The 16,694-nt window shown below is 38.7% G+C and carries 15 protein-coding genes; 13 read left to right on the forward strand and 2 right to left on the reverse strand.

Features of this window, described 5'->3' with window-relative positions:
- Positions 1–151 precede the first annotated feature (151 nt).
- The 10 genes from NYE63_RS11995 (at position 152) to NYE63_RS12040 (ending at position 12,340) form a co-directional block, all read left to right on the forward strand.
- Complete coding sequence (locus NYE63_RS11995; protein WP_342605297.1) at positions 152–1,567, forward strand: sigma 54-interacting transcriptional regulator; 1,416 nt, start codon at positions 152–154, stop codon at positions 1,565–1,567.
- Positions 1,568–1,935: 368 nt separating this feature from the next.
- Positions 1,936–2,568 carry a YitT family protein gene (locus tag NYE63_RS12000; RefSeq protein ID WP_342605298.1) on the forward strand — a complete coding sequence of 211 codons (633 nt, stop codon included), beginning with the start codon at positions 1,936–1,938 and terminating at the stop codon, positions 2,566–2,568.
- Positions 2,569–2,940: 372 nt separating this feature from the next.
- The gene (locus tag NYE63_RS12005; protein ID WP_342605299.1) at positions 2,941–4,353 is read left to right on the forward strand and encodes an amino acid permease; all 1,413 of its coding nucleotides are present in this window, start codon (positions 2,941–2,943) and stop codon (positions 4,351–4,353) included.
- 175 nt (positions 4,354–4,528) lie between these two features.
- Complete coding sequence (locus tag NYE63_RS12010) at positions 4,529–4,987, forward strand: hypothetical protein (protein ID WP_342605300.1); 459 nt, start codon at positions 4,529–4,531, stop codon at positions 4,985–4,987.
- A 105-nt stretch (positions 4,988–5,092) separates the two neighbouring features.
- Positions 5,093–5,923 (forward strand): phosphonoacetaldehyde hydrolase, encoded by an 831-nt coding sequence (gene phnX / locus NYE63_RS12015; RefSeq protein ID WP_342605301.1) that lies wholly within the window; start codon positions 5,093–5,095, stop codon positions 5,921–5,923.
- A gap of 174 nt (positions 5,924–6,097) precedes the next feature.
- Positions 6,098–7,861 carry a sulfoacetaldehyde acetyltransferase gene (gene xsc, locus NYE63_RS12020; protein ID WP_342605302.1) on the forward strand — a complete coding sequence of 588 codons (1,764 nt, stop codon included), beginning with the start codon at positions 6,098–6,100 and terminating at the stop codon, positions 7,859–7,861.
- Positions 7,862–8,011: 150 nt separating this feature from the next.
- On the forward strand, positions 8,012–9,364 hold the full coding sequence (locus NYE63_RS12025) for an aminotransferase (protein WP_342605740.1): 1,353 nt from the start codon (positions 8,012–8,014) through the stop codon (positions 9,362–9,364).
- Positions 9,365–9,514: 150 nt separating this feature from the next.
- The gene (locus NYE63_RS12030; RefSeq protein WP_342605303.1) at positions 9,515–10,264 is read left to right on the forward strand and encodes a PIG-L family deacetylase; all 750 of its coding nucleotides are present in this window, start codon (positions 9,515–9,517) and stop codon (positions 10,262–10,264) included.
- Between the two features lie 45 nt (positions 10,265–10,309).
- A complete protein-coding gene (locus NYE63_RS12035; protein WP_342605304.1) occupies positions 10,310–11,362 on the forward strand; it encodes a putative sulfate exporter family transporter in 1,053 nt (350 codons plus the stop codon).
- Positions 11,363–11,632: 270 nt separating this feature from the next.
- A complete protein-coding gene (locus NYE63_RS12040; protein ID WP_063233428.1) occupies positions 11,633–12,340 on the forward strand; it encodes a GntR family transcriptional regulator in 708 nt (235 codons plus the stop codon).
- A gap of 206 nt (positions 12,341–12,546) precedes the next feature.
- On the opposite strand, the gene NYE63_RS12045 is transcribed toward NYE63_RS12040, so the two are convergent.
- Complete coding sequence (locus NYE63_RS12045; protein WP_342605305.1) at positions 12,547–13,056, reverse strand: divergent PAP2 family protein; 510 nt, start codon at positions 13,054–13,056, stop codon at positions 12,547–12,549.
- A gap of 310 nt (positions 13,057–13,366) precedes the next feature.
- Here NYE63_RS12045 and NYE63_RS12050 point away from each other — a divergent pair, with 310 nt between their 5' ends.
- Complete coding sequence (locus NYE63_RS12050) at positions 13,367–13,693, forward strand: hypothetical protein (RefSeq protein WP_342605741.1); 327 nt, start codon at positions 13,367–13,369, stop codon at positions 13,691–13,693.
- Positions 13,694–14,368: 675 nt separating this feature from the next.
- Entirely contained in the window at positions 14,369–15,352 is a 984-nt protein-coding gene (locus NYE63_RS12055) for a tRNA-dihydrouridine synthase (protein ID WP_342605742.1), read from the forward strand.
- A gap of 315 nt (positions 15,353–15,667) precedes the next feature.
- Here the strand turns inward: NYE63_RS12055 and NYE63_RS12060 are convergent, their stop codons facing one another.
- Positions 15,668–16,108: a GNAT family N-acetyltransferase gene (locus tag NYE63_RS12060; protein ID WP_342605306.1), complete on the reverse strand. Its 441-nt coding sequence runs from the start codon at positions 16,106–16,108 to the stop codon at positions 15,668–15,670.
- Positions 16,109–16,230: 122 nt separating this feature from the next.
- Between NYE63_RS12060 and NYE63_RS12065 the strand changes: the two genes are divergently transcribed.
- On the forward strand, positions 16,231–16,683 hold the full coding sequence (locus tag NYE63_RS12065) for a MarR family transcriptional regulator (protein WP_063233436.1): 453 nt from the start codon (positions 16,231–16,233) through the stop codon (positions 16,681–16,683).
- The last annotated feature ends 11 nt before the right edge of the window (positions 16,684–16,694 follow it).

Consider the following 16,694-nt stretch of genomic DNA (forward strand, 5'->3'; position numbering starts at 1 on the left):
AAGAGATTTTACTAATGAAATACTAATGCAAGAAACATGCCGAACTTGGAATATTAGGAAAATCGTACAAAAATAGTGCTTCGTAAAAAATTATGGTGTTGAATTGTCACCATCCTGGTAATAAAATGACAACAAAAGGAGGCGAATAATATTGGGAATAAATGAACTTCTAGAAAAGGTACAACAATTAGAGGCCACGAATAAACAAATGCGTACAATCATTGACTTTTCCTCAGACGGACTTTATGTGGTGGATGAAGATGGAATCACTATAGAAGTTAACAAGGCTTATGAAGAGATGACAGGAATAAATCGTACTGAAGTTATTGGTAAAGATATTAGAGATTTAGTATTATTGGAGTATTTTGATGAATCAGCTGCGTATATGGCCTTACAGTCTAAGAAAACTACCACTATCATGCAGAAAATAAATAAATGTAAATACTTTGTAGCAACAGCTACTCCGGTCTTGGATAATTCAAAGAAAAAGGTAAAAATGATAGTTACGAGTGTAAGAGATATAACTTATTTGAATCATTTACAAAGTCAAACAAGAAAAATGGAACTTGATAAAGAAATTGACGCAAAACAAAGCATGAGCCATCCGCAAATTATATTTAAAAGTCAGCAAATGATGAATTTAATAGAAAAGGCAAAAAAAATTGCTGCATTTCCAACATCTGTACTCATTACAGGTGACTCCGGGACAGGTAAAGAAGTGTTGGCTAATTACATTCATCAGTACAGCCCACAAAAAGAAGCCCCTTTTATTAAAGTGAATTGTGCGGCCATCCCATCTGAATTATTTGAGTCGGAATTATTTGGATTTGCTGATGGAGCGTTTACGGGAGCTAAAAAAGGGGGAAAGGCTGGTTTTTTTGAAAAAGCGAATATGGGTACCATCCTATTAGATGAAATTGGTGAACTTCCATTGTTGATGCAAGCTAAATTGCTACGCGTTCTTCAAGATCAAGCTATTACCCGTATAGGTGATACAAGGCCAATTCCTCTTAACTTTCGATTAATTTGTTCGACCAATAAAGATCTAAGGGAACTTATTAATAAAAAGCAATTCAGAGAAGATTTATGGTATCGGATTAATGTGATCCATCTAGATATACCACCGTTATTAAAGCGGAAATCTGATATTTTACCTCTTATTGACTTTTACCTTAAGATGATTTGTGAGCAGTTCGGTTTAATAAAAAAAATAATGCCTGAAACTATAAAGCTTATGGAATGTTACCAATGGCCAGGAAATGTTCGTGAGCTGAAAAATATAATAGAGTATTTGGTGGTATCAACATCAGTACCTTCCATATTCCCTAGAGACCTGCCTGAACATATTAGAGATAATTGGAAATTAGAAAGCGATACTGAAAATGAGGAATATCATTTATCCCCCACTGCTCATTTTAATTTGAAGAAAGCAATGAATCAGTTTGAAGCTCAGATAATCTTAGAAGCCCTAAAATCTTCACCAAGCATTCGAAAGGCAGCTTCTAAACTCGAAATTGACCATGCAAATCTAATTAGGAGAATGAAACGACTTGGGATTCAGAATTGAAGCAAATGAAATATATAAAATAATGCACATAGAGGATATGCACCCTAAATCGTTACTTCTGGTTATATTTTTTGTACCCCTTAACAAGAACCATTGGATAGTTATGAAAGAAACGTTGCTTCCTAGATAATAATGACTCTGCAATTTATATTCCCTTTAAACAAACTACCACTATCATAAGATAATTCCAACATGAAAAAGGTAATTGGACATTCAAAAGGAAACATAAGTATGTGATTGTAAAAATATCGTAAGGTGAAGGTTCGAATCAGAATAAGAGATGAATGTGTATCTTATGGTTTAAGTAAATATATATTTAGGGGGGGAAAAAGCATTATCAAAATATCGAGAGGGATGGTGAGAATTTTATGAAGGATTTATTGAAAATTATCGCAGGAAACATTTCCATGACCTTTGCCTATGCTTATTTAATCGTTCCCAATGAAATTATTAATGGTGGGGTAACTAGCTCGGCGTTATTATTGAATGCATTATCGGGTTATAACATTGCCATGCTAGCCAATTTCGTTACAGGATTACTGTTAATCATTTGTTTAGTTTTTCTAGGGAAAGAGTACTTTTTTAAGTCGATTGTAAGTTCCCTTAGCTATATGGTATTTTTTAATTTTTTTTATTCATTGAATATTAATTTTGATATAAACATCGTTTTAGTGATTATCATTTCGTCAATTTTGATAGCGATAGGATATTATTTATGTATAACAGCAAATGCCTCCACTGTTGGATTTGACGTAATCGCCTTAATTTTACATCATAAAAATGAAAAAATAGATATTGCAGCGACAATAAGGATTATTAATCTTATCGTACTGATATTGGGCCTACTTGTTTACGGTTATACATCGATTGTTAAGGGGATTGCGTTTACATTGCTTTTTTCATACCTTTTAAAGAAAATGCTGGATAGGAAGCAGAAGGCCGTAAAGTCAGCTATGGAAAGTGTGTTGGATGAAACCTCCAAGGTTAAAGAAGTAAAATGAATAAAATTGCAGACATAATGGACACCGTTTGTTTTATTTGAAAATTTTCATTTTGTTATCTAAATATTCTGATTTTTAAATTGACTTTAAAAAAATCAGAGTGTATTATACACATAGAAAGTGGTACTAACATCATGACGTAGTGATGTTAAATCTGCTTCGAATTTCAAAATAGCCTTAAGGAAGGAGGACTAGTGATATAGAATCTTAAGTTCATAGCGTCATCTCCTGTGTTGTTTGAAAATGCCATGTTCCAAGTTCCCACTATCTTTGTGAAAGTGTAAAGGACAGGCAGCTGAAAAGCCTTGTTTTTACATTCAAGTAGCGATTATCTTAGTTGATTCCCCAAAATATTGAAAGTTGGTGGAGGGTATGAAACATCAACAGGAAGAACTGAAACCAGGTCTGAAACAAAGACATTTAACGATGATATCTTTGAGTGGTGTCATAGGCGCTGGTTTATTCGTAGGAAGCGGTATCATTATTGGTCAAACGGGCCCTGGGGCGGTATTATCATACGTTTTGGCAGGCTTGATTGTTGTTTTAGTCATGAGGATGCTTGGGGAAATGGCCACAGTGAATCCCAATACTGGATCTTTTGCCGTTTATGCAAGAGAGGGGATTGGTGAATGGGCCGGTTTTACAACAGGGTGGTTATATTGGTTCTTTTGGGTTATCGTAATTGCTTTGGAAGCAACAGCGGGAGCTGCGATCATACACAGCTGGCTTCCTTCCGTTCCCGTCTGGGTCATAAGTCTATCATTGATTATCCTATTGAAAATGACGAATATTTTTTCTGTAAAATCGTTTGGTGAGTTCGAATATTGGTTTTCAATCATTAAAATAATCAGTATCATACTATTTTTGTGCCTAGGTGTGGCAGTGATATTAGGGTTTATTCCAACGATAAAACCACCTGGCGCTTCCAATCTTTTGGATTTTGGCGGTTTTATTCCAAATGGACTAAGTTCTGTGCTTGTTGGAGTCGCAATTGTATTTCATGCATTTGTTGGCGTGGAAATTCCAGCTATTGCCGCAGGTGAGACGACAGATCCTGTTAAGTCAGTTAGAAGTGCATTGAATAGTGTGGTTTGGCGAATCCTGATTTTCTATATTGGGTCCATCGCAATACTAGTGACGCTATTACCCTGGAATTCGGCTTCTTTGCTGAAAAGTCCATTTGTTGCCGTACTTGAAATGATGGGAATCCCTTCTGCTGCCCTTATCATGAATATAGTGATTCTCATTGCATTGCTTTCCTGTTTGAATTCGGGATTATATACGAGTTCACGCATGTTATTTTCACTTGCACAAAAGGGTGACGCTCCAAAGCTATTTTCAAAAGTGAGCAAGAACGGTGTCCCTATATTTGCTGTAGTCGGCTCTACTTTGTTTGCCTTTATCAGCACCATTTTCAGTTATGTTTCACCTGATAAAATCTTTTTCTTTTTAGTGAATTCCTCGGGCGGAGTCGGAATTCTTGTTTATCTGGCCATTGCGGTTTCCCATCTGCGATTAAGGAAGAGAATGGAGAAAGAGAATCCCGGAATTTTCAAGATCAAAATGTGGCTATTCCCGTATTTGACTTATGCAACGATAATTTCCATGATTTCCGTGTTAATATTAATGGCATTTATCGATTCGCAGCGTCCACAGTTTATCTTTACCATGCTATTTAGCTTGATCGTTATCTGTTCATTCTTTTTCATTCGGCGAAAAAAAGCGAAGTATATGGAGAATGAATTAAATATTGTTTCTGGTTCCCCTAATTCTGAAAAGTTATAGCTTTGGCTCTATACCATTGATTTAATTTAAGGTAATGCTTCGTTTACTTCTATGGAATTCCTCAGACACAATTCTTCAATCACTAATCAGCTAGAATATGATTTCCCATAGAAAAAGAGAGTTGTGCCAACAAGTGCTTGGTGACATCTGTCTTTTAAATCATGAAGGAGGGATTATGCTGAATGGTTTCCGTGTAATAACTAGTGGGGTTGTCCTTGGAGCCATATTGCTGTCAGGCTGCAACAATACAGCTGAACCGGACGAGTCTCAACAAGAAAAAAGTCCAGTCATGAATGAAAATCCGGATTCCAATACGGGTGAGACCCAAAATGCAGAGGTAATTAAAAAAGGTGTCGGCGATGTGATTCAATCCATAAAAGGATTGGAATCAGAAATAAGTACGGAGTCGGATTCAGAGCAAATTCAAGAAATGGGAAAAGAGATCAGTTCTACTTGGGATTCGATAGAAAAGCAAGTGGAAGATGAATACCCCGATTGGTATGAAAGGATTGAGAAAAACCTTTACCCATTAATTGGGGAGTCAGGGAATCCGGACAAGGACCTTGAAAAGATTAAACGTCTCTCTGAAGCTACTAAAGAAGATTTACAGTTATTTTTGGAAGAAGTAAAATGAGTTCTCTTTATACCCGGTTATCACCAGGAGGGGATTTATGGGTTTTAACAGGTTTACCATGTTTGGTGATTTTGGAGGAGGTAAGGAAGAGGAGGGGAACATAGATTGGAAAGTGCAAAAGAATGCAAAGAGGTTCAGGCAGTGATATTTGATTGGGCAGGAACGACGGTGGATTATGGTTGTTTTGCACCGGTCCAAGCTTTTGTCGAGATATTCAGGATAAGGGGGATAGATATTACAATTAAGGAAGCAAGGGAACCTATGGGTTTATTGAAAATGGATCATATAAAGGAACTCCTGAAAATGAAACGAATCTCCAATTTATGGATTACTAAATTCGGGAAAGAAGCAGACGAAAGAGATCTAAAATCATTATATAAGGACTTTGAGGCTTTGCTTTTTAAGGTTCTTAAGGAGAATGCCAAGCCAATACCAGGCGTAATTGAATTAGTCGGCCGTTTAAGGCAGCAAGGAATAAAAATCGGTTCGACAACAGGGTATACTCGTGAAATGATTGATGTTGTTAAAGAAGAGGCGAAAAAATGGGGCTATCATCCAGATTCGATTGTTGCGTCTACCGATGTGCCTACAGGAAGGCCTGCCCCTTGGATGTGCTTTAAGACGGCGATGAATCTCCAAGTGTATCCCCTCAGCAAAATCGTTAAAGTCGGCGATACGATCAGTGACATTAAAGAAGGCATATCTGCGGGAATGTGGACTGTTGCCGTATTGAAAGGCGGCAGTGAAATCGGCCTTTCAGAAGCAGAAATCAACGAAATGGACCCATATGATCTGCAAAAACGGATGAAACATGCAGAAAACCGTTTTTTGAATGCAGGTGCCGATTTCGTAATTGATGAAATAAGTGATTTATTGGAGATCATCGATAGGATCAACTACAGATTGACAGAAAAAAAGGATATATTTGTTGGTTAAAAAAGATTCAAATACATGAGTTAGTGGCTATGGTGGTCAGAGATTTTAAATAAATTCAAAATATTCAATTTATTCATTGACTGTTACACCCAATGGTAGTATTATACATCTTATAACTGGTACGGACGTCGCAACGTCATTATCAGAAATAAATATAATTAAGGAGAATGTGCTATGGTCGAAACAAAAATGTTAAGAGGAACGAAAGTTAAAATGACACCAAGTGAAGCTATCGTTGAGACATTAGTGGCCGAGGGAGTTAAACATATCTCGGGTATTCTGGGATCTGCTTTCATGGATATGCTTGATTTATTGCCAACTGCAGGTATTCGTTTCATTGGTGTCCGCCATGAACAAAGTGCAGCACATATGGAAGATGCCTATTGTCGTGTCTCTGGTGTTGCAGGAGTTGTCATCGGGCAAAATGGACCTGGAATGACGAATATGGTCACCTCTGTTGCAGCGGCCAATCAAGCTCATACTCCAATGGTGGTCATATCACCTTCTGCTGGTACACCAACGGTTGGATGGGATGGATTTCAAGAATGTGACCAGGTTTCCATCTTCAAGGCCATCACTAAGGAAACGGTTAGAGTGACACACCCAGGTCGGGTCGCTGATTGCCTTAGGACAGCATTTCGGATTGCTTATGCCGAGAGGGGACCGGTTTTATTCGATATCCCCCGTGATTACTTCTATGGTGAAGTGGAAGATCAAATCCTTCAACCACATCAATATCGTGTAGATGAACGGGGCTGCGGATCTTCTGCATCTTTGGATAGAGCGGCAGAAATTTTAGCTGAGGCTGAGTATCCTGTCATTATTTCCGGTAGGGGAACGGTTGATTCAGATGGCATTGAGGAAATTAAGAATATTGCAGAATATTTAACAGCTCCGGTAGCTGTCTCCTATATGCATAATGATGCCTTTCCTGCAGATCATCCATTGTCAGTCGGCCCAATCGGTTATATGGGTTCAAAGGCAGCCATGAATACATTAAAGAAAGCGGACGTCATATTGGCGGTCGGTACAAGATTATCGGTTTTTGGAACGTTACCATGTTATGACATTGATTATTTCCCTAAAGATGCGCAAATCATCCAAATAGATATTAACCCAAGGCAAATAGCGAGGACGCACCCTGTGGAAGTCGGGATCATCGGAGATGCCCGTGAAGCGAGTCGTGAAATCTTGAAACGCTTGAAGGCTAGTGAACCTAACCTAAAACAAGAAAAAGAGCGGATAGTCGAAGTAACGAATGAAAAACAAAAATGGGAAGAAGAATTGGTGAAACTTGCAATGATTGATGGAACCCCGATCAATCCGCGGCGAGCCCTACTGGAATTGACTAAAGTGTTGCCTGAAAATGCCATCGTTACTACAGATATCGGTAATGTATCGTCAACTGCAAACGCTTACTTGAAATTCAATCAGAGTCGCAGGCATATCGCTGCGCTTACATTCGGGAATACGGGATTTGCTTACCCATCCGCACTAGGTGCCAAATTAGCTGAGCCGAATACGCCTGTTATAGCCATTGTTGGAGATGGTGCATGGGGCATGAGCTTACATGAAGTGAGTACGGCCGTTGAAGAGAACATACCGGTCATAGCATGTGTGTTCAATAATAATGCATGGTGTGCAGAGAAAAAGAATCAGGTCGATTTTTATAATAATCGTTTTGTTGGGGCGGATATCCAAAATCCTGATTTCGCAGAAGTTGCCCGATCAATGGGGGCTGTTGGTATTAGAGTGGAAAAACCTGAGGAGTTAGGCTCTGTCATTGAAAAAGCAATAAAATCAAACAAACCGACTGTGATTGATATACAAGTGGATGGAACACAATTAGCCCCTCCATTTAGAAAAGATGCATTAAAAATGCCTACTAGATTATTAGAAAAATACTCTCATTTAGATCATAAAAACTGGGATAAATAATGGTGTGAAAAGAGTGATATGACTTGTGCGATGACTTGGTGAACTTTTGGGTCATCGCACCATCACCAATTCGCTCTAAAAGATCTGTAACAGCATGGGAACTTAACTTAATTGCATTCAATGAAAAATAAGGGGGTTTCAATAGTGAAGATGGAAACTGAAACGAAAGACCTTGTTCAAATGGATAAAGACCATTTATGGCATGCGATGCATCGCTATAATGAGAAAGATGCTCCCATGATGGCTACAGAAGGATCCGGCTCATGGTTCACAGATACTAAAGGTGATAAATATTTAGATGGGGTTTCCGGTTTATGGTGCTTGAACCTGGGGCACGGGCGACAAGAGATTGCCCAGGCTGCCTATGAACAAATGATTAACTTATCTTACTTTCCTTTAACGTTAAGCCATAAGCCGGCAATCGAATTATCTGCAAAAATAAGTGAACATTTAAAGGGCTCTTATACAACTTTTTTTACGAACAGCGGCTCTGAGGCGAATGAGACAGCTTTTAAAATAGCCAGGCAATATCATTCTCAAAATGGGAATCAGGGTAAATACAAATTCATCTCAAGGTATAGAGCTTATCATGGCAATACTTTTGGCGCGCTTAGCGCGACCGCACAGGCTAATCGGAGAGTGAAATATGATCCGGCGGTTCCAGGTTTCCTGCATGTGCCACCGCCGTACAGTTATCGAAGCCCTTTTGGGGAAAACGTTGAAAATTCCGATTTGCTTGCAGCTGAATATATCGATCAGGTCATTAACTTTGAAGGGGCTGAAACGGTAGCTGGTGTTATTCTTGAACCATTCATCTCTGGTGGCGGTGTCCTTATTCCTTCGAAAGAATACTTAACGAGGGTTTCGGAAATCTGTAAGAAGCATGATGTTCTTTTAATTGTGGATGAAGTGGTTTCAGGTTTTGGAAGAACCGGAAAAATGTTTGGGTTCATGCACTCCGATGGGGTTCAACCGGATATTGTTACAATGGCAAAGGGTTTGACCAGCGGTTATCTTCCCCTTGGAGCAACGGCGGTGAATTCCAGGATTTATGAGAAATTCAAAGAGAACGGAAATTTAAATCATTTCAGGCATGTCTCAACATATGGAGGCCACCCTGCATCTTGCGCAGTTGCGCTAAAGAACATAGAAATCTTAGAAAATGAAAAAATCGTTCAACGAGTATCTGAACTTAGTGACTCGACACTAAGTGAGCTCTTTGAATTGACAGCCCTGGATAAAGTAGGGGAAGTTCGGGGAGTTGGGTTTTTATATGGCATTGAATTAGTGGAGGATAAAAAGACAAAAACGCCTGTTTCCGATGCATTCATGGGTAAAATAATAGGGTCTTGCAAGGAAAAGGGTCTTATCATCGGCCGTAATGGTGATACAGTTCCTGGATATGGAAATGTATTGATCATTGCACCGCCTTTATCTTCGACCGTTGAAGATTTGCGATTTGTCATAGAAACGGTTAAATCCGTTTTATATGAATTATGCTAACCATAAAAGATGATTGGCTTTAGGGTGCTATATTTATAGACGAATTTGAAGATGGGCATGATATGTCTAACCGTTTTGACATCCATGTCCATTTTTTCATATTGGATCTCACTGTGTGGGAAAACTGGAGAATCCGAAGTAGGAGGAAATATGCAATCACAACAAAGGTTATTGGTGGTTCTTGCTCATCCCGATGATGAATCATTCCTGTGTGGCGGTACCATTGCCAAAATGTCTGAGCAGGGTGTTCATATAACTTTACTATGTGCGACAAAAGGCGAAATGGGCAGGCGCATGGGAAATCCCATTCTTACAACAAGGGAGGCATTGCCTGAACTAAGGGTAGAGGAGTTAAAAAGAGCTTGTGAAGAATTGGGGATCAGCGACCTGCGATTTTTAAACGTAAGGGATAAAATGATTGAATTTGAAAGTTTCGATTTATTGGCGGAGAGAATCGTAAAGGTGATTCGTGAGATTCAACCGAATACACTAGTGACATTCCATGAGAAATATGGGGGGCATCCAGACCATTGTGCGATTGGCCGTGCTGCCGAATTTGCTTTTTTAAAATGCGGTGATCCCGATTTTTATCCAGATCCAGTATTTCCAGCTTTTAAGGTTCATAGTCTGTACTTTGTCCTTTGGCATTCTTTTTATGATGAATGGTTAAAGGAAAACGGGCTGAGCAAAATCACAAAAGTGAATATAGCAGGGACTTTACAGAAAAAGATCCGTGCCTTAAGGTCCCATCGTTCCCAGACTCTAGCCGTTCCTGAATTGTGGGGGAATCAAAATCCAAGTTTGCCTTTTTTAAAGGAATCCGAGTATTTTATCAAAGGGAATTCACCTACTAATATAGAAGAAACCGATTTTTTTCGAACGATTGAAAGGATGAGATGATACGTACTTTGGGCTTTAGTTTATCTGGAAAGGGGGAAGGAATGTATGGAATTGGAAAAATATGTGCCGCTGGAGGAAGCACCTCAGGTGCAGCAAAAACCGCTTCAAAATAAGGTGCTTTTGTGGCTGAGTGGTATCGCTTTCACCTTTTTTATTGCCCTCTTAGGCTTGGGGCTGTCCAAGATTTCAGGATTCAATCGAATCGGTCCTCTTGCATGCTCGATCATCATTGCCGTGATTTATCGTCAAATTGCGGGATATCCAGAAAAGTTCCGGACGGGAATTGAATTTTCCGCAAAAAAACTTTTGCGTTTTGCCATTATTTTATACGGGTTGAAATTAAATATAGATGTGATTTTCAATCAGGGACTGCCACTGTTGATACGTGACATAGGTACAGTAACATTTGCCATAGTCGTGATGGTCCTGATTGCAAAGTGGCTTAAGGCAGATGCTTCCATTTCCCTTCTTCTTGCTGTAGGAACCGGAATATGTGGTGCAGCAGCCATTGCGGCAATATCTCCAATCGTGAAAGCGAAGGAAGAGGATACAGCCATAGGCGTCGGAATAATTGCTTTAATGGGAACACTTTTCTCCATAGTTTATACACTTTTACGTCCGATCCTTCCGCTATCTGCTTTGGATTATGGAATCTGGTCTGGGATCAGTCTTCATGAAATCGCCCATGTTGCATTGGCAGGAGCACCGGCTGGTGAAGATGCGCTAGCGATTGCACTCCTCGCAAAATTGGGCCGTGTCTTTTTACTTATCCCTTTATGTTTCATTTTTATGTATTGGATGAAAAAACGCACATCCGGGAAAATGGGCAATGATGCCAAAATTGATTTTCCATGGTTCCTCGTTGGTTTTATAATCATGAGTCTAATAGGAAGTTATGTGTTTGGAACTTATATTACGGTCTCGCCTCTCGTAATGGATGGCATATCTAAAACGACTACATTTATATTGACAATGGCCATGATCGGTCTTGGACTGAATGTTAGTCTGCAGGCATTGCGGACAAAAGCCATGCGTCCTCTTTTAGCCATGACCATTACCTCTTTGCTGCTTTCCATAATATCGTACTTTATCGTTTAACATATAAGCTTTCCATTGTTGTCCCAGTTAGATATGCCTGGAATGTGATGAAGAATGCATATGGATAAGCCCTGAATATATAGATCTATTCAGTTTTTTTTTATACATGCGAAGAAAACGTTTTTGGGAAAGAAGGAGTGAAAAATTAAAAAAATCCTAATTTAAGGAAAAAAATGAACGCTGGTATGTTTGAATATTATAACTATTTGGTTTACAATATAAGAACTGATACGAACATTACGATGTCTTTTTCTGTTTGGAGGAAATTTTATGGAGTTAGACTTTAAAAATCCAATCCCTTTACATGCTCAATTGAAAACCATATTGGAAGATCAGATTTTGGAAGGTTATTATAAAGACAAAATCCCGAGTGAAAGGGAACTCATGGATATGTATTCTGTCAGCAGGAGTACTGTTAGGGAAGCCGTATCCATCCTGGTTCGTGAGGGAATATTGGAAAAGAGGCATGGAAAGGGAACGTTCGTTTCCCTTAAACCTGTCCAGGAATGGCTAAAGATGATAAGTTTCACTGAAACCACTAAAAGTATGGGGATTGAATTACTAGACCATGGCCGTGTAATGACACCTGAAAATATAGCTGATGCAAATGGCTTTGAAGATGAATCATACCATATTAAGAGGTTGCGGTTACAGGGAGATGTCCCCATAGCCATTGAATTGCATTATTATTCTTTGGACCTAGGGAAAAAATTGACGAAATTCGATTTAAGTACCACCGTATTGTATGACGCACTCGAAGGTGATCTGAACATTAACTTTTGTGAAGCGGAACAAATTATAACCTGTGGCTTTCCAACTAAAGAAGATGCTGAACATTTAGGTATAACAGAAACGATGTGTTTGCTGATTACAGAACGGATGATTTTTGATTCTGATGGTAACTTAGTAGAATATTATAAAGGATTATTCCGATCGGATATGTACTCATTCGCTATGAAAATGTCCCGGAAAAATTGATTTTGGGGACATGAAATGACCTAAGCCTTTCTAAGAAGCAGAGAGGCTTAGGTCATTTTCGTCTCTGAAATCATTTAGATCAATTTAGTCGGTTTTGAGCCGTTTAAAAACTCCATTAATTAAAGTAATTATATATAAAATGATAACATAGGCATATTTAATCTATTGTTATGATCAAAATATATCTTACTTCAAGATCTTGAATATCAAGGCCTGTCCACTGTTTTCAGACGTTTGGTTTTGGAGGGCTTGCCATCCTCCAATTTAGCCGAAATAAGGCCAAGTACAACTCCAAGCAGCGCACCTGCTCCCACTTCCACAGGCTGATGTCCCAACAATTCATTCAGTTCTTTATCACGCTCCACATACTCGAAGCTCGGAAACTCACCAGAAAATTTCGCCATATTATCTTCAAGATCATTTACCAGTTTAGCAATTTCGCCTGTATGGCGCCGAATCCCCTGAGCATCATACATCACAATCACGCCAAACACTGTCGCCAGCGATGTTTCCGTATGCAGCCAGCCTTTATTCGCTGCCACATAGGATGCCAGTGCGGCCACACCAGCAGAGTGTGAACTAGGCATGCCACCTGTTGTGAAAGCCTGCTTCAAGTCCCACTTTCCCGTCAGCTTATTATGGGTTAAAATTTTCAGTCCTTGCGCAATGCCGATCGCCGACAGCGCCGTTAAAATTCCCCGATTCATCTTTTCCATGAGCAACCCCTCCACTCCAGACCAGTCCTACCCAATCCGGGAATTTATCTTCCCTCTTTTGATACCCCAAAAATAATCATTATATGCAGTAGTTCCATGATTATCGGCATCTATTAAAAGTCTACTTGTATTATGTTTTATGTATTTAATGACCCTTTTTTCAGTGTACGTGTTCGACTATTTCATAATAATATTTATAGGATGAGTCCCTTAAGGAAAATATATAACGGAAGATTATTAACATGGTGTTAAGGGTGGCAATGGAATGAACAAGATCAAGGATATAAAACCGGAAGAGTTAAAAAAGATCATGAAGGTAACCGAGCGAATGTCTTTCATAAAAAACTTCAGGTCTGCTACGGCTGAAGAATGGTTTGTTTTCATTCCCGGCTTTAATGGTCCAGTTACTGGAGGAGCTGCTGGAAAGGCCATCGTTCACTACAATCTATATGGAAACAAAGATATGTTCATTAACACAACAGTCATTCTGGATGATCCTGTTCTATTTGAGGTGGAAAATTTTCAGCTGGTTTACTCAATTTGTGATGAACTTATAAATCGTATGGTAGGATACGCTGATACTTTACTGTCTATACACGCAGGTTCAAATTCTTATAATGCTGAATACAAACGATAATGTTCGTAAAAGAACAAGGAGGAAAAACAGGGCATTCAGTCAATAATCGAACAATCAGTCAAGCTTACAAGTGAAGCAGATTGGGATAAGCTCGTTCAACAAGTTAATAATTCAAAATTTGTTTTGCAGGGTGAGGCATCACATGGAACATCCGAGTTTTACACGGCCCGAGTTGAAATAACAAAAAAACTGATTCAAGAAAAAGGGTTCACTTTTGTAGCCGTTGAAGGAGATTGGCCCGCATGCCAGGCAATTACTTTCTGCATACACACATGTTGAAGTCGTGACGGATTTGGAATTAAAGATGTCTAATTAAAAAATGCTCTTGCTAGTTAAAATAAACATTTGCCAGTTCGACCCTGATTTCGTTAAAAAGTACTTTTGCGATTTCGGGGTCTTTTACGGTTAAACCCTTTTCAATCCAGTGTTCTGCCAATTTTCTTTTCAGTCTTTTTAGCAAAACTTTATTTTAACTCGAACAGTGGAATGCTGGTTGATGGGGTGGATTTTAGCAGGAGATATTTTGGTAGTACAGAGATTGTGAAGTTAAAATAAACATTTCCAATCAATTTGATAAAAAGTGCTTAATCATGGTATAAGTGTAAAGGAAGCAGAGACATTTTGCTTTTTAGGGGGTTGGCCCGGTATCCATAATGAGAGGATTTGAATTTGAATATGATAGATAATTTTTGGCGTGATTTACCACGACCATTTTTTATACTGGCACCAATGGAAGATGTGACGGATGTTGTTTTTCGTCATGTAGTGAGTGAAGCAGCCAGACCTGATGTGTTTTTTACAGAGTTTACAAACACGGAGAGTTATTGTCACCCAGAGGGCATCCATAGTGTGCGTGGGCGTTTGACTTTTACAGAGGATGAACAACCAATGGTAGCCCATATATGGGGGGATAAGCCTGAATACTTTCGGCAAATGAGTATTGGTATGGCGAAACTAGGCTATCGGGGAGTGGATATCAATATGGGCTGTCCTGTACCTAATGTGGCACAGAATGGGAAGGGAAGTGGCCTTATCCGTCGTCCAGAAGTTGCAGCAGATTTAATACAAGCAGCAAAAGCGGGAGGATTGCCCGTAAGTGTAAAGACAAGGCTTGGTTACACGGATGTAGACGAATGGCACGACTGGCTAACACACATATTGAAACAAGACATTGTTAATCTTTCCATTCATCTGCGTACAAGAAAGGAAATGAGCAAAGTAGATGCTCATTGGGAACTAATCCCGGAGATCAAGAAACTTCGTGACCAGGTGGCACCAGATACACTCTTGACGATCAATGGGGATATCCCTGACCGTCAAACTGGCTTAAAACTCGCTCATCAATACGGTATTGATGGGATTATGATTGGGCGTGGTGTTTTCAATAATCCATTTGCCTTTGAAAAGCAGCCGAAAGATCATAGTAGTAAGGAATTGCTTGATCTCTTAAGGTTGCATCTGGATCTCCATGATAAATATTCAAAATTAGAGCTACGTCCGTTCAAGGCTCTTCATCGCTTTTTTAAGATATATGTCCGTGGGTTTCGAGGGGCAAGTGAATTAAGAAATCAATTAATGAGCACAAAGTCAACAGATGAAGTGCGTGCATTGCTCGATAACTTTGGGTCAGAGAATCTTGATGGAATAGGGGAACAGTAGAAGTGTCCCAATTCAAGGTAACAGCGAAGTAGGACGTTAAAATGGTGTGTCCCCAAAAAGTTAGAATTTATACTAAGCAGTCAATTGGCTGGAGTGAAGACGGTATTGAACCGGACTCATTCCAGCCAATTTCTTTATATGTTTGTTAATACAAGTAAAAAACACAGTTAACCGAGAGTAAGGCCGACTTGTATGGAAAGCCCGACCAAATGGATGTTCCAAGGTCTGATTTTATGGTAAAAGAACAACCAAGGGTTTATAGTATGATCCCCATCAGATAGAGGTTTATATTTGTTTTACTCATATTTAACACACTTATTCATTAACTAATTCTTTTATCATCAAAAGATGTGGACCGCCATCTTCCATAAAGACATCAGATGAAGTCTGATAACCGAGTTTTTTATAAAAGCCCTCTGCCTGTGTTTGCCCATGTAATTTAACCCGGGAGATTTCCTTTTCCTTTGCAATTTCTTCTAACGTTTTTATTATTATTTTTCCAAGACCAAATTTACGGTAAGGCTCTAAGATGCAAATTCTCTCCAATTTACCTAAACCATCAACAACTCTTAACCTTCCAGTTCCGACTGGTTTTTCATTATAATAGACTAATATGTGTTCAGATAAAGAATTAAGTGAATCAAATTCATCAAATTCACTTTCTAATTGGAAGCCTTGTTCATCTACAAATACTTCTTTTCTGATATGAAAGGCTATTTTTAAATCATTTTCTGTAGTTATTCTTTTTGAATCCAATGTTCTTCATCCCTTTTCTAGATTTATTTAAAAAGACAAGTCATAATAAATGTATATCCTTTTTTAGTATAAATGAAATTATTTTTGTTGTAAATACAACAAAAAAGTCAGGGGCTTTTTTAATGAAGGAAATACTCCGTGAAATTGGAATGATAGCAAGGGCATTGGACTCTATAAGTAATATCGAATTTAAAGAATTTGACCTTACAAAAGGGCAGTATTTGTATCTTGTTCGAATATGTGAAAATCCAGGAATCATTCAAGAAAAGTTGGCAGAAATGATAAAGGTTGACCGAACGACAGCGGCTCGTGCCATTAAAAAACTAGAAATACAAGGTTTTATCGAAAAGAAAAATGATGAGGAAAACAAAAAAATTAAAAAGTTATATGCTACTGATAAAGGTGAAAAGGTCTATCCCTTTTTGAAAAAAGAAGGAGAGTATACCGACAAGGTTGCATTATCTGGATTTTCTTTGGAAGAAACGGAAACGATGTTTCATCTTCTTCAAAGGGTAAGAAAAAATATAGAGGTAGATTGGGAATTTGTGAAAAAGGGAAATAAAAGGGGGTATTGATACATTATAAA

It is taken from the genome of Peribacillus sp. FSL E2-0159, assembly GCF_038643155.1.
GTDB lineage: Bacteria > Bacillota > Bacilli > Bacillales > DSM-1321 > Peribacillus > Peribacillus simplex.

Coding starts and splice junctions, on each gene's coding strand:
- NYE63_RS12035 (WP_342605304.1), top strand. CDS start 10,310: ATGGAATTGGAAAAATATGTGCCGCTGGAGGAAGCACCTCAGGTGCAG.
- NYE63_RS12055 (WP_342605742.1), top strand. CDS start 14,369: ATGATAGATAATTTTTGGCGTGATTTACCACGACCATTTTTTATACTG.
- NYE63_RS12010 (WP_342605300.1), top strand. CDS start 4,529: ATGCTGAATGGTTTCCGTGTAATAACTAGTGGGGTTGTCCTTGGAGCC.
- NYE63_RS12000 (WP_342605298.1), top strand. CDS start 1,936: ATGAAGGATTTATTGAAAATTATCGCAGGAAACATTTCCATGACCTTT.
- xsc (WP_342605302.1), top strand. CDS start 6,098: ATGGTCGAAACAAAAATGTTAAGAGGAACGAAAGTTAAAATGACACCA.
- NYE63_RS12065 (WP_063233436.1), top strand. CDS start 16,231: ATGAAGGAAATACTCCGTGAAATTGGAATGATAGCAAGGGCATTGGAC.
- NYE63_RS12050 (WP_342605741.1), top strand. CDS start 13,367: ATGAAGGTAACCGAGCGAATGTCTTTCATAAAAAACTTCAGGTCTGCT.
- NYE63_RS12040 (WP_063233428.1), top strand. CDS start 11,633: ATGGAGTTAGACTTTAAAAATCCAATCCCTTTACATGCTCAATTGAAA.
- NYE63_RS12030 (WP_342605303.1), top strand. CDS start 9,515: ATGCAATCACAACAAAGGTTATTGGTGGTTCTTGCTCATCCCGATGAT.
- NYE63_RS12025 (WP_342605740.1), top strand. CDS start 8,012: ATGGAAACTGAAACGAAAGACCTTGTTCAAATGGATAAAGACCATTTA.
- NYE63_RS12045 (WP_342605305.1), bottom strand. CDS start 13,056: ATGGAAAAGATGAATCGGGGAATTTTAACGGCGCTGTCGGCGATCGGC.
- NYE63_RS12005 (WP_342605299.1), top strand. CDS start 2,941: ATGAAACATCAACAGGAAGAACTGAAACCAGGTCTGAAACAAAGACAT.